The sequence below is a fragment of the Variovorax multivorans genome (genome assembly GCF_051216835.1).
In the GTDB taxonomy this organism is placed as follows: Bacteria; Pseudomonadota; Gammaproteobacteria; order Burkholderiales; family Burkholderiaceae_C; genus Variovorax.
The window spans coordinates 579,215-602,040 of the sequence record NZ_JBPJZL010000003.1 but is presented as its reverse complement, the minus strand read 5'-3'; the positions used below and the strand labels follow the sequence as shown (position 1 = coordinate 602,040).

Here is a 22,826-nt window from a genome sequence, read left to right as displayed (position 1 = left end):
CGGCGGCCGCGAGACTTACTCGTGGTTGCCGAACCGGTATTTCAGCTGGAAGGTGATGGCGCCGTACAGCCGGTTCTTGATCGTCGGCACGTAGGCGATGTTGAGGCCCCAGTTCTTGCCTTCGATGGCAGCCACCGGAAGGATGGCCGGGAACCAGTTGCCGTTGCGGTAGTTTGGGTAGCCGTCGAAGCCGCCCACTACGGCGCCGAACTTCACGCCATAGAACTCGAAGGGCAGCGCGTACAGGCCCACGTAGTTCGACTGCCGGCGGTCGCTGTTGCGGAAGGTGCCCGCAGTGACGCGGAAGGTGTCGTTCAGCGGGTACTCGAAGCCCAGCCCCTGGTTGACGTTCTCCAAGCCCTTGCCGCCGTCGAAGTGCGCCGAATAGAAGCCTGGGTTGATCCAGATGTTCTTCGGATCGAAGGACTCCTGCGCTGATGCGAAGCCGGGAATGAGAAGAGCGATGCTCAGGACCGGCAACGTGCGCAGGGAGTTCATGGGCTAGGGCGTCCTGAAGATTTGTCTTGCGGCTTCGATGGTGGCGGCGATGTCGTCGTCGCTGTGGGTTGCGCTCACGAAGCCTGCTTCGTAAAGCGCGGGGGCAATATACACGCCGCGATCGAGCAAACCGTGAAACAACGCATTGAATTTCGCGTTGTCGGTTGTCATCACGGTGGCATAGTTTTGCGGCAGGTCCTTCATCAGGAAGAAGCCGAACATGCCGCCTTCGCTGTCGGCATTGAAGGGCTGGCCTTCGGCTGCTGCGGCGGCCTTCAGGCCGTCGACCAGCGTGCGCGTTTTCCTGCCGAGCGTTTCATAGAAGCCGGGCTTGGCGATTTCCTTCAACGTGGCGAGGCCACAGGCCGTGGCCACCGGATTGCCCGACAGCGTTCCCGCCTGGTAGACCGGACCCAGCGGCGCGAGCTGCTCCATGATCGCGCGCGGCCCGCCGAAGGCCGCCAAAGGCATGCCGCCGCCGATGACCTTGCCAAGAACAGTGAGGTCGGGCTTGATGCCCAGCACGCCTTGCGCGCCGTGCAGGCCCACGCGAAAGCCGGTCATCACCTCGTCGAAGATCAGCAGGGCGCCGTGTTGCGTGCAGAGTTCGCGGCAGCGCTTGGCGAACTCGGGCGTGGCGCGCACGAAGTTCATGTTGCCGGCAATGGCTTCGATCATCAGGCAGGCGATGTCGTTGCCGTGCAGTGCGAAGGCCTCTTCGAGTTGCTGCAGGTTGTTGTACTCGAGCACGATGGTGTGCTGCACCACCTCGGGCGGCACGCCGGCCGAGGTCGGGTTGCCGAAGGTGGCGAGGCCGGAGCCGGCCTTTACCAGCAGTGCGTCGGCGTGACCGTGGTAGCAGCCCTCGAACTTGATGATGCTCTTGCGGCCGGTGGCGCCGCGCGCCAGGCGCAGCGCGCTCATGGCGGCTTCGGTGCCCGAGCTTACGAGCCGCACCATCTCCATAGACGGCACCAGCGCGAGGATGGCCTCGGCCAATTCGATTTCGCGCTCGGTCGGCGCGCCGTACGAGAAGCCTTCGAGCACGGCCTTCTGCACCGCCTCGACCACGGCAGGGTGGCCATGGCCCAGGATCATCGGGCCCCAGGAGCCGATGTAGTCGATGTAGCGCTTGTCGTTGGCGTCCCAGAAGTAGGCGCCCTGCGCGCGCTGGATAAAGCGGGGCGTGCCGCCCACGGCCTTGAAGGCGCGTACGGGCGAGTTGACGCCCCCGGGGATCACGGCGCGGGCGCGCTCGAAAAGAATGTCGTTGCGGTCGGTCATCAGTGTCGGGTGTCGTGTGGGGGGAGGGCGAAGTCCGGTGCGGCGTCCGGGTCTTCATCGTCTTCGTCGTCCTCGGGCTCGGCCCAGAACAGGCGGTCGGGCAGTACGTGGCCCATGCCGGGGCGAAAGCCCGCGTCGAGGCAGCGGTCCATGTAGGCCAGCGCCTCGGTGGTTGCGGCCACGAGGTCGGTGCCGCTCGCCAGCAGGGCGGCCAGCGCGGCCGACAGGGTGTCGCCGGCGCCGGCGAAGACGGCTTCGAGCCGTTCGTACTTCTCGTTGGCAAGCACCGACTGCGGCGAGGCCAGCACGTTGTCGATGAACTGCTCGGGCAGCACCATGCCGGTTACCAGCGTGTAGGGCACGCCGAACTCGCCGGCGGCCTTCGCAATGTCGCGCGCGCCGGGCGGACGCTCGCCGTTCCAGTCCGGAAGCAGCCAGCGCCACAGAGTACTGTGGTTTCCAACCAACACCGTCGTCTGAGGCAAAACAAGTTCCCGAAAAGCGTCCAGATAGGGCTCGATCAGGTTCTCGTCCCACCACGAAAGGTTGGGCATGTAGGCCACCACGGGCACCTCGGGATAGTCGGCGGCGGTCTCGGCGATGGTGCTCAGGGCCTCGGGGGTACCGGCAAAGCCCACCTTGATCAGCTGGACTTCCACGTCCTCCAGGATGGCGCGCGCCTGCTCGGCGATGGCCTCCTCGTCGAAGGGAAAGTGGTCGAAAATCTCGGCCGTGTCCCTGGCGTAGGCGCCTGTGACGACGGGCAGGACGTGTGCGCCCACCGACGCCATGGCGAGGGCATCGGCGCCCAGCCCGCCCGCCCCGCTGGGGTCGCTGGCGTTGAACACCAGCACGCAGGGGGGATTCAGGTCGCGTTCGGCCAGCTCGCCTTCATCCTGCGAGGGGTCGTTAAGATCGCCCGGTTTGCGGGTTTTGTCTGCTGGAAGTAAGTAGATGGTCATACGCCGGGCGGAATCCCCTGGATGGTGGCATAGGCGCGACGTTTACCGTCTGCCAGTGAGATACGCATAGATACACTCGTTGCATTTAATGAACAAGGACTTTAAGCTCCGATGAATACGAAAACTTGGATGTGCCTGATTTGTGGGTGGATCTATGACGAAGCGGTTGGTGTACCGGAAGACGGCATCGCGGCAGGCACGGCCTGGGCCGATGTGCCGATGAACTGGACCTGTCCTGAGTGCGGTGCGCGCAAGGAAGACTTCGAAATGGTTGAAATCTGAAAGCATGGCATAGATAGAGCTACGCGGTCTGCGTCGATGTTCGGCGCGGCGGGCTTCCAAGTCTCATGAGCAGGAGCGTTTGCAATGGGCCCGAATGGATCAGGTTACAAGGTGCTTGTCATCGACGACAGCAATACCATCCGGCGCAGTGCCGAGATTTTTCTGAAGCAGGGTGGGCACGAGGTTCTTCTTGCGGAGGACGGCTTCGACGCGCTCTCCAAGGTTAACGACCACAAGCCGCATCTGATTTTCTGCGACATCCTGATGCCGCGGCTCGACGGCTACCAGACCTGCGCCATCATCAAGCGCAACGCCCATTTTTCCAACGTTCCGGTCGTCATGCTGTCTTCGAAAGACGGTGTATTCGACAAGGCCCGCGGCCGTATGGTCGGATCGCAAGACTACCTGACCAAGCCTTTCACCAAAGACCAGCTGCTGCAGGCCGTGCAGCAGTTTGGCATCGTTCAACAGGAAGTGCAGTAATGCCTATTCGCAAAATCCTCGTCGTCGACGACTCCAAGACGGAACTGGTGTTCCTGACCGACCTCCTCCAGAAGAACGGCTTTGCTGTCAAGACGGCTGAAAACGCCGACGACGCCATGCGCCGCCTGGAAGAAGACCACCCCGACCTGATCCTCATGGACGTCGTGATGCCCGGCCAGAACGGCTTCCAGCTCACGCGCGCCATCGCCCGTGACCCGAAGTACGCGGCGATCCCGATCATCCTGTGCACCAGCAAGAACCAGGAAACCGACCGCGTCTGGGGCATGCGCCAGGGCGCACGCGACTACATCGTGAAGCCGGTCAACGCAGCCGACCTGATGTCCAAGATCAGCGCGCTGAACTGAGCGAAAGCCTGCCGAGTCCATGGCGAATCGCGATGCTCTGAGAGCCTTCCAGTCCCGGCTGGCGAGCCGCCTGCAGGCCGCTCGCACGACGGGCGTGGCTGCCACGTGGCTGGCGGTCGAGGCGGGCGAGGGCAAATACCTCTTTCCGCTGGGACACGCCGGCGAAATCTTTCCCTGGACGCCGCCACAGCCCGTGCCCTACACGGAGCCGTGGTTCCTCGGCGTTGCCAACCTGCGCGGCGGCCTCTATGGCGTCGTGCAGCTGTCGGCATTCGCCTCCGGCGTTCCAGTCGTGCTGGCCGCCACCGAGGCGGCGCGCATCCAGTCGCGGCTCGTTGCTTTCAACGAGCTGCTCGAAGTCAACTGCGCATTGCTGGTCGATCGACTGGCGGGGTTGCGGGGGGCGGAGGCCTTCACGGCGTCCGAGCCTCCTGGCGCAGAAGCACCTGCCTGGCATGGGCATCTGTTTACCGATGCAGCGGGGGAGCGCTGGCAGGAAGTCAACCTGCAAGCGCTTTCGCAGCAACCCCAGTTTTTGAGTATTGGTGCGTAGTGCTCCCGCACGCCGTACCGGAAACCACCTGAAGGACCGACCGTGAGCTCGATCGCCGACAAGTTCAAGAAATTACTGCCCGTGAACAACGGGAACGACAAGGCCCGCGTCGATGGCTCCGGTTCCACGATATCGCTTGACGATGTCGACACCGTCCAGGTTCCGGACGAGAAAACCGTGCGCCTCGCCAGGAAAGGTGCCGCGACCACGGACACCAGCTTCGGCGAGCTCGACCTGCCGGGCGGCGGCGACGCCGCCAACGAGCCGGGCGCCACGGCTGCCGAAGCGGTGCCCGACACCACCGGCGGCCGCGCGGGCTCCAACCCTGCCAGGCAGCAGCGGATTCTGGCCATCCTGCTGGCCGTCGTGGTGCTGCTGCTGCTGCTGGTTGCAGGCTCCGCCATTCTTCGCGCGGAACGCCTGGCGCAGCAGGTGGCGGCCACCGGCCAGTCGCTGATGCAGTCGCAGCGTCTTGCCAAGTCGATCTCGCAGGCTCTTGTCGGCAGCGCCTCGGCGTTCGTCGAAGTGAAGGACAGCGCCGACGACCTCTCGCGCCGCGTGCAGGGCCTGACCAACGGCGACGACTCGTTGCGTCTGGAACGCGTGGGCAACCAGTACGACGAGGAGATGAACAAGATCAATCCTCTCGTCACCCGCGCCGACGCCAGCGCCAAGGCCGTGCTGGCCCAGCGCCAGATCCTGACGCAGGTGGGTGCCGCTCTGCGCGACATCAACCAGCAGTCGTCCACGCTGCTCGAAATGACGGAAACCGTCGCGTCGCTGAAGATGCAGCAGAACGCCACGCTGCCTGAAATCTCGGCCGCCGGCCAGCTCGTGATGCTGACGCAGCGCATCGGCAAGTCGACCAACGAGTTCTTCACGGTCGAGGGCGTGAACCCCGACGCCGTGTTCCTGCTGGGCAAGGACCTGAACACCTTCCAGGAAACCACCCGCGGCCTGCTGGACGGCAACGCGCAGCAGCGCTTCCCCGGTTCGAAAGACCCGCAGACCCGTCAGCAGCTCGAAGCCATCCTGAAGACCTACGAGCAGATGCGCACACAGGCTTCGGCCATTCTGGGCAACCTGCAGGGTCTGGTGGCGGCGCGCGAAGCGCAGGCTTCCATCCTGACCGACAGCGAGCCGCTGCGTAAGTCGCTCGGCGACCTGCAGGAAAAGCTCTCCGCACGCACCGGCCTGGGCGCCGGCACCATCGTGCTGCTGTTCGTGCTGTCGCTGGCCGCCCTGGCACTTGCCGGTGCCATCGGTTTCGTGCAGGTGCGCGAAGGCCGCGAACGTGCCGCCGTCGCCGAACGCGAACGTCTGGCTGCCGAGCAGGCTTCCGACGAAGCCGGCCGCGTGAACAACGCCAACCAGGCCGCCATTCTTCGGCTGATGAACGAACTGCAGACAGTGGCCGAAGGCGACCTGACGCAGGAAGCCACCGTGACCGAGGACATCACCGGCGCTATCGCCGACTCGGTGAACTACACGGTGGAAGAACTGCGACTGCTGGTGGGCAACGTGCAGAACACGGCTACCCGCGTGGCGCAGACGACGTCGCAGGTGGAAAGCACCTCGACCGAGCTGCTGGCCGCCTCGACCGAACAGCTGCGCGAAATTCGCGAAACCGGCCAGTCGGTGCTGACCATGGCCGAGCGAATCAACGGCGTGTCTACCCAGGCGCAAGAGTCCGCCACGGTGGCGCGCCAGTCGCTGCAGGCTGCATCCTCGGGTCTGCAGGCCGTGCAGAACGCCATTGGCGGTATGAACTCCATCCGCGACCAGATCCAGGAAACCTCCAAGCGGATCAAGCGCCTGGGCGAATCCTCGCAGGAGATTGGCGAAATCACCGAGCTGATCTCGGACATTACCGAACAGACGAACGTGCTGGCCCTGAACGCCGCCATTCAGGCCGCATCGGCCGGTGAAGCCGGACGAGGCTTCTCGGTGGTGGCGGAAGAAGTTCAGCGACTGGCCGAACGCTCCGCAGACGCTACGCGCCAGATCTCGGCGCTGGTGAAGGCGATTCAGACCGACACCCAGGATGCCGTGGGCGCCATGGAGCGCTCCACCCAGGGTGTGGTCGAAGGGGCCAAGCTGTCCGACAACGCGGGTACCGCGCTGTCCGAGATCGACCGCGTGTCGCGCCGACTCGCCGACCTGATTGAGCAGATTTCGCAATCCGCCTCCCGCGAAGCCGATTCGGCCAACGTGGTGGCCGCGAACATCCAGCACATTTTTGCCGTGACGGAACAGACCGGAGAAGGTACGCGCACCACCGCCCAGCAGGTGCGCGAACTGTCGCAGATGGCCGAAGAACTGCGTCGTTCGGTGGCTCGTTTCAAGATTGCCTGACCCACAAGATAGATAAGAACGGCGAGCACCCAACGTGTCGATTCAAACCCCTGCCACGGCCCCCCTCGCCGGCAACGTGCCGGCCACCGAAGACCTCGGGCCGCTGGCCTGGGTGCTGGGAGAAATCCAGAAATCCCTCGACGGTGTAGGCAAGTCGCTGCGGCGCTTCGTGCGCGACGTGGACGCTGCGGCCGAGCCCGAAGCCGGCCCGTTGCAGATGGCCCGCCAGCAACTGCACCAGGCCGTTGGCGCGCTGCAGATGGTGGGGCATTCCTCGCCCGCGCTGGTGCTTGGCGCCATCGAGTTCGCGGTGCAGGGCTTCATCGCCGAACCGCAGCGCTGCACCGATGCCGCGGTGGTCAAGATCGAGCGTGCCGGCTTCGCTGTCACCGATTTCCTCAACGCCCTGCTGGCCGGCAAGCCCGTGTCGTCGGTGGCGCTGTTTCCCCAGTACCGCGACGTGCTGGAACTCGTCGGCAACGAGCGCGTTCACCCCGCCGACCTGTGGAGCACCGTCTGGCGCTGGGTCGAGATCAAGCCCGCGCCGACGCAGGCCGCTATCGCCTATGACCCGGCCGTGCGCTCGAAGCTCGACCGCGAAGTGCTGCAACTCGTCAAGACCGGCGACGTGCAGGCCGCCCGGCGGTTGCATGCGCTGTGCCTGGGCCTCGGCCGCGGCGCATTGCTGCCCCGCGTCGCCAGCTTCTGGACCCTGGCCGCCGGCTTCTTCGAAGCGCTGGCCACCGGGTTGATCACGCCCGACTCCTACGTCAAGCGCGCCGCCTCGCGCGTGCTGCTGCAGTACGCCACGCTCGCGCGCGGCGACAGCCTCGTGTCCGACCGTCTCGGGCAAGACCTGCTGTTCTTCTGCGCGCAGGCCGTACCCACCGCCAGCGACGACGCCGCCACGCTGCGCACCGTGCGCAGCGCCTGGGGCATCGCCGGCGAACAGCGCATCGACTACACCGTCGAGCAGTTCGGCCGCTTCGATCCGCTGGTGCTGCAACAGGCGCGCAAGCGCATCGAGACCGCCAAGGAAATGTGGTCGGGCCTCTCGGGCGGCGATATCACCCGCACGCGCCAGGTGGCCGACACCTTCGCGCAGCTCGGCGAATCGCTGCAGAAGCTGCACCCGCCGAGCCTGCCGATGGTGCAGGCGCTGACCCATTCGGTCGAAGCCTCCGTGCGCTCCGGCCAGGCCCCGGGCACCGAACTCGCGATGGAAGTCGCCACCTCAGTGCTCTACCTGGAAGCCGCGCTCGAAGACCTGGACCCCAGCGATCCGCAGCTCACCTCGCGCACCCTGCAACTGGCGGGCCGCATCGAACGCGTGCGCGCGGGCGGCCATTCCGAGCCGCTCGAGCCGTGGATGGAAGACCTCTACCGCCGCGTGAGCGACCGCCAGACCATGGGTACTGTGGTCGACGAACTGCGCAGCCACCTGAGCGAACTCGAGAAATCGCTAGACCAGTATTTCCGCCGCCCGGCCGAAAAGGGCCTGCTGCGCACCGTGCCGACGCAGCTCCTGCAGATGCGCGGCGTGTTCTCCGTGCTCGGCCTCGACCAGGCCGCGCTCACCGTTCAGCGCATGCGCGACGACGTCGAGGCGATGCTCGTCAGCACCTCGCCGGCCGAAGAAATGGCCGGCTTCGACGCGCTGGGCAACAACCTCGGCGCGCTGGGCTTCCTGATCGACATGCTGGGCTACCAGCCCGCACTGGCCAAGCGCCTGTTCGTGTTCGACGCCGAAGCCGGCGAACTCAAGCCGCTGATGGGCCGTCAGGCCACCGACAGCGCGGTTGCCGACGGCGCCGCCCCGAGCCCGGCGCCGGTCGCTCAGGCCGTGCTCAGCATCGAGGAGGTCGACGCACAGATCGCCTCGAAGCTCGCCGCTCTCGCCACGCCCAACCGCAAGGCCAAGGTTTCGCCGATCGAGGAATTCAGCAGCAAGGCCGACAGCTGGACGAACAAGATTTCCGGTCCGTCCGCGCTGCCCGACACCGAAGTCACCGAGCTCGAAGAAGACGACCTGCAGAACATCTTCCTCGACGAGGCCCGCGAGGTGGTGCAGAACGGCCTGGCCGCCATTGCCGAACTCGCCAGCTACCCGGACGACACCGAAGAACTCACGATCCTGCGTCGTGCCTTCCACACGCTCAAGGGCAGCTCGCGCATGGTCGGCCTCACCGACTTCGGCGACGCTGCCTGGTCGCTCGAACAGGTGCTCAACACCTGGCTGGCCGACCAGCGTGCCGCCACGCCGGAACTGCTGTCGGCCACCGAACGCACGATGAAGGACTTCAGCCAGTGGGTCGAGGCCATCGCCTCGGGCTCTGCGCACGGCTGGCAATCGGCACCGTTCAGCCGCGTGGCCAACGCGCTGCTGGCCGGCGAGCCCGTGCCCCCGCCGGTGCGCGTGGCCGATGCGGAGGCCCTGGCGGTCGCCGCGCGCCACATCGCGGCCGAAGCGCCTCACTCCGCGCCCGCACCGCTCGAGGTTGCGGCGCCGGTGGCGGCGCAGCTGCCGCCCCTGCAACTGCCCGATCTGCCGGACCTGTCGCTCATCTCGGAAGCACCCGCACCGGTCGCGGCGCCCGAGGTGCCGTTCGAAACTGTGGCTTGGCAAGAGCCCGAGAAGGCTGCCACGCCCGAGCCCGACGACGATTTCGCATCGACCGACTTCATCGATTTCGAAGCGAAGCAGACCACCGAGCCTGCAGCGCTTGAAGCCTTGCCGAGCGGCGAGGAGTTCGATTTCCTGGCGCCCCCTGCGAAGACTCCAGCGGCCGCCGAGCCGGAGCCGGCAGAGCCCGCTCCAGTCATCGAATCGATCGAGGCCACCGTGCCGACCACGGCCGGCCTGCCCGACCTGGACTGGGAGCCCGAGCCGCTGCCCGTGCAGGCTGCTGCTGTTGTTGCAGCCGAGCCCGAAGTCATCGAAGCCGCGGCACTGCCGCTGCACGAAGAAGAGCCAGAAGAGCCGGTCGCCGCACCCGAGCCGCAACCGGTGGCCGAAGCAGAACCGGAGCCCGAGCCCGAACTGCCTGCCCTGGCGGTTGCCGAAGAAGTGGTCGTGCCCATCTTCGAAGCACCCCCGGTGCCCGAAGAAGCGCAGATCCTCGTTGCCGACAAAGAAACAGAAACAGAAGCAGAAGCGCCCGAACCCGTCGTGGCCGCTGCGCCCGTCGCGCCGCAGGAAAGCGCCGAAGACCAGGTCAAGGTCATCGGCCCGCTGCGCATCGGCATTCAGCTCTACAACGTCTACCTCAACGAGGCCGACGAGTGGTCGCGCCAGCTCGCCACCGACGTCGGTGAATGGGCGCTCGAATCGCACGAACGCCTGCCCGACTCGACCGTCGCGCTGGCCCACTCGCTGGCCGGCAGCTCGGCCACGGTCGGCTTCCACAGCCTGTCGGGCATGGCCCGCCTGTTCGAAGCCGCGCTGCAGCATCTGCAGATGCAGGGCAGCGGCACGCGTGAGCAGGGCATGGTGCTGGTGGCCGCGGCCGACGAGCTGCGCCGCCTGCTGCACCAGTTCGCCGTTGGCTTCCTGCGCGATCCGGCCGAAGGCACGCTGCAGGCGCTGCGCGACATCGCCAATTCGCCGATGCCGACCGAAGTTGCCATGCGCGCCGAAGTCCGGCCGCTGCAGCAGGTGGTGGTCAGCGAATCTGTCGCCGACGTGGCGCTGGACGATTCCGAAGACGCCATCGACCTGGCCGACGCGGTCGACGTCGACCTGTTCCCGATCTTCGAGGAAGAGGCTGCCGAACTGCTGCCCCAGCTCGGCGAGGCGTTGCGCCAATGGGCGCATCACCCCGACGACAGCGCGCCGCGCGCCTCGGTGCTGCGCACGCTGCACACGCTCAAGGGCAGCGCGCGACTGGCTGGCGCCATGCGCCTGGGCGAGCGCGCGCACCGCATGGAGTCCGAGATCGAAGTCCTGGGCTCCCAGGGCGCGGAACGGGCCGACATCGAAAAGCTGCTGACGCGCCTCGACGCCCTGCAGGCCACCTTCGACGCGCTGCGCGCGGCCGACGATGCCACGCAGGTCGAGCTGGCCCAGATCGTGGCCGCGGCCACCGCGACCGCATCCGCCGCCCAGCTGCTGCAGGTGGCGCCCGAAGCCGGCGTGCCGGCGAACGACGAAACCGCCGCCCCCGTGGCGAGCCTGGAAGACGAAGAGTTCGTCGCTGCCGCACCGGCTGCACCCACGACGCTGCAACCGCGCCCCGCGCCCGCACTGCTCACGCCCCTGCGTGCCGCAACGGGCCAGGCCGTGCGCATTCGCACCCAGCTGCTCGATCGCCTGGTCGCGCAGACCGGCGAGGTCATCATCACGCGTTCGCGCCTGGAAGCCGAACTCGGCCAGCTGCGCGGATCGCTGTCCGACCTCACGGGCAATCTGGACCGCCTGCGCCAGCAACTGCGCGACATCGAAGTGCAGGCCGAAAGCCAGATGCAGTCCCGCCTGGCGCAAGCCAAGGACTCGCAGCAGGGCTTCGACCCGCTGGAGTTCGACCGCTTCACCCGCGTGCAGGAACTCACGCGCATGATGGCCGAGTCGGTGAACGACGTGGCCACCGTGCAGCGCACGCTGCAAAAGACGGTGCAGGCGACGGAAGACGACCTCAGCGTGCAGGCGCGCCAGACGCGCGAACTGCAGCGCGGCCTGCTGCGCACGCGCATGGTGGAGTTCGAAGGCATCTCCGACCGCCTCTATCGCGTGGTGCGCCAGGCCTCCAAGGACACCGGCAAGCAGGTGCGCCTGGACATCGTCGGCGGCTCGATCGAAATGGACCGCGGCGTGCTGGACCGCATGACGCCCGCCTTCGAGCACTTGCTGCGCAACTGCGTGGCCCACGGCATCGAAGATTCGGCTGTGCGGGAGAAGGCCGGCAAGGACGCCAGCGGCCTGATCGTCATCGACCTGCACCATGAAGGCAACGACGTCTCGGTGAGCTTCCGCGACGACGGCGCCGGCCTCGACAACAAGCGCATCGCCGAGCGCGCCCGCGCTCTCGGCCTGCTGGGCCACGACCAGGAACTGTCGGCCGAAGAAGCCACCGAGCTGATCTTCAAGCCCGGCTTCTCGACGGCGGGCCAGGTCTCCGAACTGGCCGGCCGCGGCATCGGCATGGACGTGGTGCGCGCGCAGATCGCGGCGCTCGGCGGCCGCATCGAAACGCACAGCAATCCGGGCCAGGGCACCACCTTCAAGCTGGTGCTGCCGCTGACCACCGCCGTGACGCACGTGGTGATGCTGCGCGCGGGCGAGGTGTCGGTCGGCGTGCCATCGAACCTGGTGGAACTGGTGCAACGCGTGGGAGGAACCGACCTCGAGGCCGCCTACCTGCACAACAGCCACCCCTTCGGCCACGAACAGGTGCCGTTCTATTGGGCCGGCGCGCTGCTGCAGGCCTCGACCCGCAGCGAACATGCGGGCGCCAAGAACAACACGATCGTGGTCGTGCGAAGCGCCGCGCAGCGCGTGGCCCTGCACGTGGACGAAGTGCTGGGCAACCAGGAAGTCGTGGTCAAGAACCTCGGCCCGCAGCTCGCGCGGCTGCCCGGTCTGGCCGGCATCTCTGTGCTGGCTTCGGGTGCGGTGGCGCTGATCTACAACCCGGTGGCGCTGGCCGCGGTGCACGGCGAGCAGGCGCGCCAGCGCCAGGCCGCCGCGCTGGTGGCGCCGGCGCATGCCGCATCGGCCACGGCCGAGCAGGGTGGCGCACCGCAGGAGCCGTTGCCGGTGCTGGCCCCGGTGGCGCCGCAGATTCCGTTGGTACTGGTGGTGGACGACTCCATCACCGTGCGTCGCGTCACGCAGCGTCTGCTGCAGCGCGAAGGCTATCGCGTGTCGCTCGCGGCCGACGGCCTGCAGGCGCTCGAACGGCTGCAGCAGGAACGTCCGGCGGTGGTGCTGTCGGACATCGAGATGCCGCGCATGGACGGCTTCGACCTGGCCCGCAACATCCGCGCCGACGCCGCACTGGCCGAGCTGCCGATCATCATGATCACCTCGCGCATCGCCGAGAAGCACCGCGACTATGCGCGCACGCTGGGCGTGAACCACTACCTCGGCAAGCCGTACTCGGAAGAGGAACTGCTGCGCCTGGTGCGTGCGTACACGAGCGAGTCGACAACGCTGGCGGCCGCCGCCTGACGCGCGGTTTTCAGGCAGCGATAAAGAAAAGGGCCTTCGGGCCCTTTTCTTTTTCTATTTCTGCAGTGCCTTCGCCCGCGCCACCCCGTAGCGCTGCAGTGTCTTCTCGCGCGCCTCGGCGTGGTCCACCACCGGCTTCGGGTACGTCTCGCCGAGCTTGATGCCGGCCGCTTCCAACTCCACCGGCGACGCCAACCACGGCGCATGGATCGCCGCATTCGACAGCCCCGCCAGCTGCGGCAGGTAGCGGCGGATGAACTTGCCCTCGGGGTCGAAGCGCTCGCTCTGCGTCACCGGGTTGAAGATGCGGAAGTAGGGCTGAGCATCGCAGCCGCTCGAACTGGCCCACTGCCAGCCGCCGTTGTTCGACGCCAGCTCGAAGTCGTTCAGGTGCAGCGCGAAGTAGGCCTCGCCGCGACGCCAGTCCAGCCCCAGGTCTTTGCACAGGAAGCTCGCCACCACCATGCGCAGGCGGTTGTGCATGTAGCCGCTCTGGTTGATCTGCAGCATGGCCGCGTCCACCAGCGGGTAGCCGGTGCGGCCCTGGCACCAGGCGTCGAACAGCTGGTCGGCGTGCTTGCCGTGGTGCCAGGCGATCTTGTCGTACTCGGGCCGGAAGCTCTTCGACTCGCCGCCCCTGTGCACGTGCGGAAAGTGCACCAGGATCTGGAAGTAGAACTCGCGCCAGATCAGCTCGCTCAGCCAGGTCGTCGCCCCGGCGTTGCCCTGCAGCGAGAGCTGGTGCGCCAGGCTGGCCATCTGCCGGATCGACACCGTGCCGAAGCGCAGGTGCACGCCCATGTAGCTGGGCCCGCGCACCGCAGGGAAGTCGCGCGCCTCGTGGTAGCGGTCGATGCGCTCGAAGAAATCCTCGAACAGCAGGCCTGCGCCGCGCGTGCCGGTGGGGATCTCCAGCGCCGAGAGGTTGCTCTTCTCGAAGCCGATCTCCCGCAGCGTCGGCACCGGCTCGCCATAGGCCTGCGGCGAGGGCGCCAGCGCATCGGCATGGCTGCGCACCGGGTACGGCTTGAGAAAGAACGCATCGACCTTCGCCAGCCAGGCCCGCTTGTAGGGGGTGAACACCGTGTAAGGCTGGTCGGTCTTGGTCATGACCTCGTCGCGGTCGAAGACGGTGGAGTCCTTATAGGTGTGGAAGGCCACGCCGGCATTGGCCAGCGCGCCGAACACCTTGGCGTCGCGCTCCAGCGCGTCGGGCTCGTCGTCGCGGTTGGCGAACACCGCCTGCACGCCGAGTTCGCGCGCCAGCGCGGGAATCTCCTGCACCGCCGCGGCATGCCGCACGACCAGCCCGCCGCCCAGCGCGCGCAGTTCGGCCTCGAGCTCCACCAGCGATTCGCGGATGAATTCGACCCGCCGGTCGACCGTGGGCAGGGCGTCGAGGATGGCCTTGTCGAACACGAAAACACAGACCACCTGGCGGCAGGCCCGCAGCGCGCGATACAGGGCCGCGTTGTCGTCCACCCGGAGGTCACGGCGGAACCACATGAGCCCTTTGGGATAGGTCTTGTCAACGGCCAGTAAAATCGGGGGCATATGGCCGCCGATTCTGCCCCGATGAACCTTACGCATCACTTTTTGATAGCGATGCCCGGGATGGAAGACAAAACTTTCAACCGCAGCGTCGTATACCTCTGCGAACACAGCGAGCGCGGTGCGCTCGGCCTGGTAATCAACAAACCCAGCGACATCAACCTCAAGGTGCTGTTCGAGAAAATCGAGCTCCACCTGGCCCGCCCCGAGCTGGGCGAAGCCCCCGTCTTCCAGGGTGGCCCGGTGCAGACCGAACGCGGCTTCGTGCTGCATGAGCCGGTCTTCACCCAGGCAGAGAAGCCCGAGGAATCGGTCTACGCCTCGACCATGACCATTCCCGGCGGGCTCGAAATGACCACTTCCAAGGACGTGCTGGAGGCCCTGGCCACTGGCGCCGGCCCGCGCAAGGTGCTGGTCTCGCTGGGCTATGCGGCCTGGGGCGAAGGCCAGCTCGAGTCCGAACTGGCTGAAAACAGCTGGCTTACCGTTGGCGCCGACCCGGCCGTGATCTTCGACACCCCGATCGAGCAGCGCTACGACAGGGCGCTGCTGCTGCTGGGCCTCGAGGCGTGGAAGCTGTCGCCGGACGCCGGACACGCATGAGCGCAGCCGCCATGCCAGACGCTCCCGCTCCCACCGCTTCTTCTCCCGTTCCCGCTGCTGCCGTTCCCGTCCCAGCCCATTTCCAGACCTTCCTGGCCTTCGACTTCGGCCTGAAGCGCACGGGCGTGGCCAGCGGCAACCGGCTGCTGCAAACAGCCACCCCGCAGCCCACCATCAAGGCCGAGGGTGACGCCCGCTTTGCGCAGGTAGAGGCGCGCATCAAGGAATGGCAGCCCGACGCCCTGGTGATCGGCGTGCCCTACCACCCCGACGGCGCCCCGCACGAGAACACCCGCCGCGCGCAGAAGTTCGCGCGCCAGCTGCGCGGCCGTTTCAACCTCCAGGTGTTCGAGGTCGACGAGCGCTACAGCACCACCGAGGCTCTGTCATCGGGCGCGCGCGATGCCGACGCTGCTTCGGCCTGCATCATCCTGGAGCAATTTTTGAGGAGTCTCCCGTGAGTTCAATTCCCGATGCCGAAGCGCTCTACACGAAGCTGCTGGCCGGCGTGAAGGCGCTGATGCGCCCCGAGACAAAGCTGGTGGGCATCACCTCCGGCGGCGCCTGGCTGGTCGAACGCCTGCAGAAAGACCTGGGTCTGAGCGGCGCCCCCGGCGTCATCTCGTCGGCCATGCACCGCGACGACTTCGCGCGCCGCGGCCTCTCGGCGAGCGCGCAGACCGTGCTGCCCTTCGATGTGAACGGCACCGACGTGCTGCTGCTCGACGACGTGCTCTACACGGGCCGCACCATCCGCGCGGTGCTCAACGAGCTGTTCGACTTCGGCCGTCCAGCCAGCGTGCGCCTGGCGGTGCTGGTGGACCGGGGCGGACGCGAACTGCCCGTTGCCGCCGACTTCGCCGCTACCACGCTCACATTGCCAAACACTCAACTGCTTGCCCTCGCGCGCGCCAACGATGGTGCCTTCAGCCTCAAGGTGGAGGAAAACAAGTAATGCTCTACAAGCGAAATCCGCAGCTCAACAAGAACGGCGAGCTGATCCATCTGCTGTCGATCGAAGGCCTGCCCAAGGACATCGTCACGCACATCCTCGACACCGCCGCCAACTTCACGAGCGTGAGCGACCGCGAGGTGAAGAAGGTGCCGCTGCTGCGCGGCAAGAGCGTGTTCAACCTGTTCTTCGAGAACAGCACCCGCACCCGCACCACCTTCGAGATCGCGGCCAAGCGCCTCTCGGCCGATGTCATCAACCTCGACATCGCGCGCTCCTCGGCCACCAAGGGCGAGTCGCTGCTCGACACCATCGCCAACCTGAGCGCCATGGCGGCCGACCTATTCGTGGTGCGCCACAGCGAGTCGGGCGCGCCCTACCTGATCGCGCAGCACGTGGCGCCGCACGTGCACGTGGTGAACGCCGGCGACGGCCGCCACGCGCACCCGACGCAGGGGCTGCTCGACATGTACACGATCCGCCACTACAAGAAAGACTTCACGAACCTCACGGTCGCCATCGTCGGCGACGTGCTGCATTCGCGCGTGGCGCGCTCCGACATCCATGCCCTCACCACGCTCGGCTGCGCCGAAGTGCGCGTGGTCGGCCCCAAAACGCTGGTGCCGAGCGACATGGCCGGCATGGGCGTGCGTGTTTGCCACACGCTCGAAGAGGGCATCAAGGACTGCGACGTCGTCATCATGCTGCGCCTGCAGAACGAGCGCATGAGCGGCGCGCTGCTGCCGTCGTCGCAGGAGTTCTTCAAGACCTTCGGTCTCACGCCCGAGAAGCTGCAGCTGGCCAAGCCGGACGCCATCGTGATGCACCCGGGCCCGATCAACCGCGGCGTGGAGATCGACTCCACCGTGGTCGACGGCAAGCAGAGCGTGATCCTCCCGCAGGTCACTTTCGGCATCGCGGTTCGCATGGCCGTCATGAGCATCGTGGCAGGTAACGAAGCATGAACACACTGATCACCAACGGCCGCGTCGTCGACCCCGCTTCGGGCATCGACAAGAAGGCCGACATCGCCATCGCCGACGGCAAGATCGCCGGCATCGGCAGCATCCCCGCCGGCTTCAAGGCCGAGCGCACCATCGACGCCGCGGGCTGCATCGTCGCCCCTGGTCTCGTCGATCTTGCCGCGCGTCTGCGCGAACCAGGCTACGAGCACGAAGGCATGCTCGAAAGCGAAATGGCCGCGGCCATTGCCGGCGGCGTCACCAGCCTCGTGTGCCCGCCCGACACCGACCCCGTGCTCGACGAACCCGGCCTGGTCGAGATGCTCAAGTTTCGCGCCGAGAAGCTGCAGTGCGCGCGCCTGTTTCCGCTCGGCGCGCTCACGCGCAACCTCGCTGGCGGCGTGCTGACCGAGATGGCCGAACTCACCGAGGCCGGCTGCATCGGCTTCAGCCAGGCCGACGTGCCGCTGGCCGACACGCAGGTGCTGCAGCGCGCGCTGTCGTACGCCAGCACCTTCGGCTACACCGTGTGGCTGCGTCCGCAGGACCGCGACCTCGGCAAGGGCGTTGCAGCCAGCGGCCCACTCGCCACGCGGCTCGGCCTTGCGGGCGTGCCCGTGTCGGCCGAGACGATCGCCATCTTCACCATCGTCGAGTTGATGAAGGCCACCGGCGCGCGCGTGCACCTGTGCCGCATCTCCAGCGCCCGTGGCGTGGCGCTGGTGCGCGAAGCCAAGGCGCAGGGCCTGCCGCTCACCTGCGACGTCAGCATCAATTCGCTGCATCTTGTCGACACCGACATCGGCTACTTCGACAGCCGCGCGCGCCTGAACCCGCCGCTGCGCCAGCAGGGCGACCGCGAGGCGCTTTCTGCCGCGCTGGCCGACGGCACCATCGATGCGCTGGTGTCCGACCACACGCCGGTCGAGGCCGACGCCAAGACGCTGCCCTTTGCGGAAAGCGAAGCCGGCGCGACCGGGCTCGAACTGCTGCTGCCGCTCGCGCTGCAATGGGGCGAGCGCAGTGGCGCGGGCGTGGCGCGCGCCATCGAGGTCATCACCTCCGCGCCGGCACGCCTGCTGGCCGCCGAAGACGCGGGCACCGGCATCGGCCGCCTGGTGGAAGGCGGCGTGGCCGACCTGTGCATTGCCGACCCCGGGCTCGAATGGCAGGTGCTGCCCGATGCGCTCAAGAGCCAGGGCAAGCACACGCCGTTCGCCGGCTATCCGATGCAGGGCCGCGCGCGGCACACGCTGGTGGCAGGCCGGGTCGTGCACGGCTGACAGACAGAAAGAAAGAACGACGCCCCGATGGTTCATTCGTTGAAAGCCTGCTGGCGCCTGCTGCACGCGGTGGGGCATGCGCTGGTCGGCTGGTGGACGATCCGCTTCACCTTTCCCAGCCTCGAGCAGGCAGAGCGCAATGCGCGCGTGCAGGCATGGTCGAAGCGCATGCTCGAGATCATGGGCATCACGCTCAAGGTGCAAGGCACTCCGCCGCCCGAGGGACCGGTGCTGCTCATTTGCAATCACCTCTCGTGGCTCGACATCACCTGCCTCCATGCGGCGCGCCATGTGCGCTTCGTGTCGAAGTCGGACGTCAAGAACTGGCCGCTGATCGGCACGCTTTCCAACGGCTCCGGCACGCTCTACATCGAGCGCGAACGCCGCCGCGACGCGCTGCGCGTGGTGCACCACATGACCGAGGCGCTGCGCAACGGCGATTTGATCGGCGTGTTTCCCGAAGGCACGACCAGCGACGGCCGCGGCCTGCTGCCGTTCCATGCCAACCTGCTGCAGGCAGCCATTTCCTCGGGTGCACCCGTGCTGCCCGCCGCGCTGCGCTTTGCCGATGCTGCTACCGGCGAGACCAGCCAGGCTCCGCGCTACATCGACGACGACAGCCTCGCCGCCTCGCTGTGGAACACCCTGCGCGCGCCGCCACTGCTGGCCATCGTGCGCTTCGGCGAGCCGCAGGACCCGCATGGCCGCGAGCGCCGCGCCTGGGCGCAGTCGCTGCATGAAGACGTGCAGCAGTTGCGCCGCGAAACACACTGAAGTCAAAAAAAAGCGCTCCTCGAGGGAGCGCTTAACGACGCAGGAATGCGCCGTGAGGAGGAACCGGGAGCCCTTCGGCAAATGCTGCCTGCCGAAGACCTTCAAGCCTCCACTTTGACCGCGTGCGCGGCCCGTGCCTGCGGGATAAGGCAGGCCGGGCGCGTCGGTGCTTGCCTACATTCAGCCCAGCAGGCCGTGCAGGATGTTGGTGACCGGGCTCACCACGTGGCTCACCGTCTGCTCGACCTGGCTGGTGATCGGCGTCACCACTTCGGTCAGGCCCGAGCCGACGGCATGGCCCGCGCCTTCGACCACGCTGGCCACCGTGTCGACCACCGGCGCCACGACGCCCGTGGCCCCGGCCAGGATGTCCGTTGCCGGAGCCGCGGCGTGGGAGACCGTGCTGCCCACGGTCTCGACTGCCGGAGCGACTGCGTCGCCCGCCGGCTGCAGGACGTTGGCCACGGCGCCGTCGCCGCCCAGTGCGCCGAGCAGACTGCCGACGAGACCGTCCGCGCCCAGCAAGCCGCCGACCAGGCCGTCGCTGCCCAGGAGGTTGCCCACGATGCCGTCTTCGCCGAGTACGCCGCCGAGCAGGCCGCCACCGCTGCCACTGCCGCCGCCAAGTACGCCGCCAAGGAGGCCATCGTCACCCAGCACACCGCCCAGGAGACCTCCGTCGCCGCCGGTCACACCGCCGAGCACGCCACCCAGCAGGCCATCGTCACCCAGGACACCGCCCAGGAGACCGCCGTCGCCGCCGGTCACACCGCCGAGTACGCCACCCAGCAGGCCGTCGTCGCCCAAGACACCGCCAAGGAGACCGCCGTCGCCGCCGGTCACACCGCCGAGTACGCCACCCAGCAGGCCGTCGTCACCCAAGACACCGCCAAGGAGGCCACCGTCACCGCTGAGTACGCCGCCCAGCAGACCGCCTTCGCCCAGGACACCGCCGAGGAGACCGCCGTCGCCGCCGAGCACTCCGCCCAGCAGGCCGTCATCACCCAGGACCCCGCCGAGGAGACCGCCGTCGCCGCCGAGCACTCCGCCCAGCAGGCCGTCATCACCCAGGACCCCGCCGAGGAGGCCGCCTTCGCTGCCAAGCAGACCGCCCAACAGACCACCGTCGCCCAGCACGCCACCGAGCAAGCCGCCATCACCGCCCAGCAGGCTGCCGAGCGGGCCTTCGGCGCCGAGAAGGCCGTCGTCGGCCAGAACACCGCCCAGCAGGCCGTCGTCACCGAGAAGGCCGCCAAGCAAGCCGTTATCGCCCAGCACGCCGCTGAGCAGGCCGCCATCTCCTCCGAGCAAACCGGCCAGGGGTGTCTCGCTCAGCAGGTCGCCGACCACGCCGTCGGGTCCGAGCAGACTGTCGACCAGCCCGCCTCCGCCGAGCAGGCCGCCGGTGAGGCCGTCGCTGCCCAGCAAGCCGGCGAGCGAGCCGTCGCCGCCGAGCACGCCGCCCAACGGGCCATCGTCGCCGAGGAGGCCGCCAACACCACCGAGCACGCCGCCAAGCAAGCCACCGTCGCCGCCGAGCAGGCCACCCAGCAGACCGTCGTCACCCAGCACGCCGCCGAGCAGGCCGCCGTCGCCGCCGAGTACGCCGCCAAGCAGGCCATCATCGCCCAGGACGCCGCCGAGGAGACCACCGTCGCCGCCGAGCAGGCCACCCAGCAGACCGTCGTCACCCAGCACGCCACCGAGGAGGCCGCTGTCACCGCCGAGCAGGCCACCCAACAGGCCGTTATCACCAAGGACGCCACCGAGCAGCCCGCCGTCACCTCCAAGCAGACCGCCAAGGAGCCCGTCATCGCCCAGCAGTTGCCCGATCAGACCGTCTTCGCCGAGCACGTTGCCCAGCAGGCTGCCGTCGCCCAGCAGGCCTTCGAGCACCTGTCCGACCACGCCGTCGGTGCCGACCAGTTCGTCCACGAGGCCGTCGATGCCAAGGCCGGTGGTCACGCCGCCGAGCAGGCCTTCGCTGCCGAGCACGTTTTCGAGGATGTTGCTCAACGCATCGGTCAGGTAGTCGACCTGGCCGATCAGCGATCCGACGAGCGCGTCAGTCAAGCCGTCGCCCAGCAGGCCGTCCACCACGGGGGTGAGCACGCCGCCGATGTTGACGGCCAGGTTGTCGACGGTGTTGTCCAGCGGATCGAAAGCGTTCGGGTCGTCCGGCCTGAACTCGTTGCCCGCGATTGGCGAGAGCACGTCGTCCAGCAGATCCGTGAGGCCGTCGGCCGCGGGCATCAGCGATGCCAATGTGCCGGAGGAACTGGCGGCGACGCTTCTTGCCGCGGCGGCGCTGCCACCTCCGAGGCCGAGGACGTTGTCCAGGGAGCCGAGCAGATGGCCGGCGAGGCTGTCGCCTGGATCGAGCAGGTGGTCTGCATCAGCGTCTGCATCGGCGTCTGCGTCCGCGTCGGCATCAGCGTCCGCATCGGCATCGGCATCGGCGTCTGCATCCGCATCCGCATCCGCATCAGCGTCAGCGTCTGCGTCTGCATCACCGTCCGCATCCGAGTCTGCATCTGCATCCGCATCTGCGTCGGCATCGCTGTCGCCAACACCCGGAACGAAGAACGGAACCGCGCCGCCGTCACTGCCGCCGCCACCGCTCAGCGCGGCGCCGAGCGCGACGGCACCCAGTGCGCCGAGCGCGAATTCGCCCAGGCCGATGCCGCTGCCGGCGGCGGTCTTCTTGCTCACCGCAAGCGCTGCGGCTTCCGCGTCGCTGTCGGGCGAAGTCACTTCCAGGTCGCCCGAGGCCACGTCTACATTCACCTGCTCGAGGCCGCTGGCCAGCTTGGTCGTGCTGATGGTGGCGTCGGTGCCGCCCGTGAAGACGCCGGACAGCGGCGCCTTGTTGGTGGCCGATCCGGGAAAGAGAACGTTGGCGTGGCCGTCCTGTGGAACGATCACGCGGTCGCCGGCCATCAGCGCCTGGCTGCCGTCGACGGGAATCGAGACGCCGTCGCGCATGAGGACCGTGCCGGGCGTGGCATTCGAAAGCGATCCGATGCCGGCCGGTGCCGCGGGCTGAACTGCGGCGGCGCCAGTCCCCATGGGGGCAATCGGCTTCACTGTCGCCTGGGCGATGACCACCGGCGCAGCACCGTTGTCGGCGCCTCCGGCGATCGAAGAAATCGATGCATTGGCATCCGTCATGGCAGTCTCCTCGGTGGTGGGACTTACTGACGGGGCAACTTGCGTGCCGCATCTTCATGATGCATCGAGCGCGCAGGCGCCGAACGTGCAAGCTATTGATTCATATGAATTTTTTGCTGGATCGGTGCCGCGATGGGTGTCGGCGAAAGCCCTTTGCTGAGCGCTCTTCGGCGCTTGTTACGTAGCGTTGTTACGCGCTGGGGTCGTAACGAATGCTCGCGTAATGGCAGGTGGCCGGGTTGCTTGCGGGTCCGGCTCATGCAAAGCCAATGCACCCGCCGAAGGCTTCGGCTGTGGATTGTGCTACCCGACCGGATCACACTGGAGATGCGCATGGGCGTGGCGCATTTCTTCACCATACGCTGCCGCGCCTCGTGAGTTCGGGCATCGATAACTAGCGCACACCGGATGATCGCCACCCTGGAGGAGCTGCAGTTTCTTCAGAAGATGCCGGTCAAGGGCAAGTACGCCGTCGCACCCAAGCTGGTTGGATTGGCGATCACGCTGGAGGACGTCGCGTCGATGGTGCGGACACTGACGACATATGCAAATCGCATCGAGTGGGCGATCCATCCCAGGTGA

General features: G+C 67.3%; 18 protein-coding genes. 13 read left to right on the top strand and 5 right to left on the bottom strand.

Translation table 11 applies throughout. The annotated features are described in order from the left end of the window. Positions 1-15: 15 nt before the first annotated feature. From ACSFCA_RS09865 to thiD, 3 genes are read right to left on the bottom strand one after another with little or no spacing between them, the layout of a single operon-like run. Positions 16-498: a hypothetical protein gene (locus tag ACSFCA_RS09865; RefSeq protein WP_258352885.1), complete on the bottom strand. Its 483-nt coding sequence runs from the start codon at positions 496-498 to the stop codon at positions 16-18. Between the two features lie 3 nt (positions 499-501). Beyond that, on the bottom strand, positions 502-1,782 hold the full coding sequence (gene hemL / locus ACSFCA_RS09860) for a glutamate-1-semialdehyde 2,1-aminomutase (RefSeq protein ID WP_435459114.1): 1,281 nt from the start codon (positions 1,780-1,782) through the stop codon (positions 502-504). Next, on the bottom strand, positions 1,782-2,744 hold the full coding sequence (gene thiD / locus ACSFCA_RS09855; protein ID WP_093056633.1) for a bifunctional hydroxymethylpyrimidine kinase/phosphomethylpyrimidine kinase: 963 nt from the start codon (positions 2,742-2,744) through the stop codon (positions 1,782-1,784). The genes hemL and thiD overlap by 1 nt, the downstream gene beginning before the upstream one ends. A 111-nt stretch (positions 2,745-2,855) precedes the next feature. On the opposite strand from thiD, the gene ACSFCA_RS09850 reads away from it, so the two are divergent. The 6 genes from ACSFCA_RS09850 to ACSFCA_RS09825 all read left to right on the top strand — a co-directional run bounded on the left by ACSFCA_RS09850 (position 2,856) and on the right by ACSFCA_RS09825 (position 12,948). Continuing rightward, positions 2,856-3,026: a rubredoxin gene (locus ACSFCA_RS09850; protein ID WP_007838397.1), complete on the top strand. Its 171-nt coding sequence runs from the start codon at positions 2,856-2,858 to the stop codon at positions 3,024-3,026. 84 nt (positions 3,027-3,110) lie between these two features. Then, complete coding sequence (locus ACSFCA_RS09845; protein ID WP_021012487.1) at positions 3,111-3,509, top strand: response regulator; 399 nt, start codon at positions 3,111-3,113, stop codon at positions 3,507-3,509. Further along, positions 3,509-3,874: a response regulator gene (locus ACSFCA_RS09840; RefSeq protein ID WP_093056632.1), complete on the top strand. Its 366-nt coding sequence runs from the start codon at positions 3,509-3,511 to the stop codon at positions 3,872-3,874. The genes ACSFCA_RS09845 and ACSFCA_RS09840 overlap by 1 nt, the downstream gene beginning before the upstream one ends. 19 nt (positions 3,875-3,893) lie before the next feature. Further along, positions 3,894-4,427, top strand: coding sequence for a chemotaxis protein CheW (locus tag ACSFCA_RS09835; protein WP_435459115.1), 534 nt, complete (start codon positions 3,894-3,896; stop codon positions 4,425-4,427). Positions 4,428-4,469: 42 nt separating this feature from the next. Next, positions 4,470-6,782, top strand: a complete 2,313-nt coding sequence (locus tag ACSFCA_RS09830) for a methyl-accepting chemotaxis protein (protein ID WP_258352887.1) — start codon at positions 4,470-4,472, stop codon at positions 6,780-6,782. A 34-nt stretch (positions 6,783-6,816) separates the two neighbouring features. Beyond that, positions 6,817-12,948: a hybrid sensor histidine kinase/response regulator gene (locus ACSFCA_RS09825; RefSeq protein ID WP_435459116.1), complete on the top strand. Its 6,132-nt coding sequence runs from the start codon at positions 6,817-6,819 to the stop codon at positions 12,946-12,948. Positions 12,949-13,002: 54 nt separating this feature from the next. On the opposite strand, the gene ACSFCA_RS09820 is transcribed toward ACSFCA_RS09825, so the two are convergent. After that, positions 13,003-14,502: a cryptochrome/photolyase family protein gene (locus ACSFCA_RS09820; protein WP_435459117.1), complete on the bottom strand. Its 1,500-nt coding sequence runs from the start codon at positions 14,500-14,502 to the stop codon at positions 13,003-13,005. Between ACSFCA_RS09820 and ACSFCA_RS09815 the strand changes: the two genes are divergently transcribed. From ACSFCA_RS09815 to ACSFCA_RS09790, 6 genes are read left to right on the top strand one after another with little or no spacing between them, the layout of a single operon-like run. After that, positions 14,503-15,102, top strand: coding sequence for a YqgE/AlgH family protein (locus ACSFCA_RS09815; RefSeq protein ID WP_258352890.1), 600 nt, complete (start codon positions 14,503-14,505; stop codon positions 15,100-15,102). Positions 15,103-15,113: 11 nt separating this feature from the next. Next, on the top strand, positions 15,114-15,563 hold the full coding sequence (gene ruvX, locus ACSFCA_RS09810) for a Holliday junction resolvase RuvX (RefSeq protein WP_435459118.1): 450 nt from the start codon (positions 15,114-15,116) through the stop codon (positions 15,561-15,563). Next, positions 15,560-16,057 carry a bifunctional pyr operon transcriptional regulator/uracil phosphoribosyltransferase PyrR gene (gene pyrR / locus ACSFCA_RS09805; RefSeq protein ID WP_435459119.1) on the top strand — a complete coding sequence of 166 codons (498 nt, stop codon included), beginning with the start codon at positions 15,560-15,562 and terminating at the stop codon, positions 16,055-16,057. The genes ruvX and pyrR overlap by 4 nt, the downstream gene beginning before the upstream one ends. Beyond that, positions 16,057-17,019, top strand: coding sequence for an aspartate carbamoyltransferase catalytic subunit (locus ACSFCA_RS09800; RefSeq protein ID WP_435459120.1), 963 nt, complete (start codon positions 16,057-16,059; stop codon positions 17,017-17,019). The genes pyrR and ACSFCA_RS09800 overlap by 1 nt, the downstream gene beginning before the upstream one ends. Continuing rightward, the gene (locus ACSFCA_RS09795) at positions 17,016-18,299 is read left to right on the top strand and encodes a dihydroorotase (RefSeq protein WP_093056624.1); all 1,284 of its coding nucleotides are present in this window, start codon (positions 17,016-17,018) and stop codon (positions 18,297-18,299) included. Before ACSFCA_RS09800 ends, ACSFCA_RS09795 begins: the two co-directional genes overlap by 4 nt. Positions 18,300-18,326: 27 nt before the next feature. After that, positions 18,327-19,073 (top strand): lysophospholipid acyltransferase family protein, encoded by a 747-nt coding sequence (locus ACSFCA_RS09790; protein WP_093177416.1) that lies wholly within the window; start codon positions 18,327-18,329, stop codon positions 19,071-19,073. Between the two features lie 180 nt (positions 19,074-19,253). On the opposite strand, the gene ACSFCA_RS09785 is transcribed toward ACSFCA_RS09790, so the two are convergent. Then, positions 19,254-22,244: a hypothetical protein gene (locus tag ACSFCA_RS09785; protein ID WP_435459121.1), complete on the bottom strand. Its 2,991-nt coding sequence runs from the start codon at positions 22,242-22,244 to the stop codon at positions 19,254-19,256. Between the two features lie 408 nt (positions 22,245-22,652). Between ACSFCA_RS09785 and ACSFCA_RS09780 the strand changes: the two genes are divergently transcribed. Next, positions 22,653-22,826 (top strand): hypothetical protein, encoded by a 174-nt coding sequence (locus ACSFCA_RS09780; protein WP_258352896.1) that lies wholly within the window; start codon positions 22,653-22,655, stop codon positions 22,824-22,826.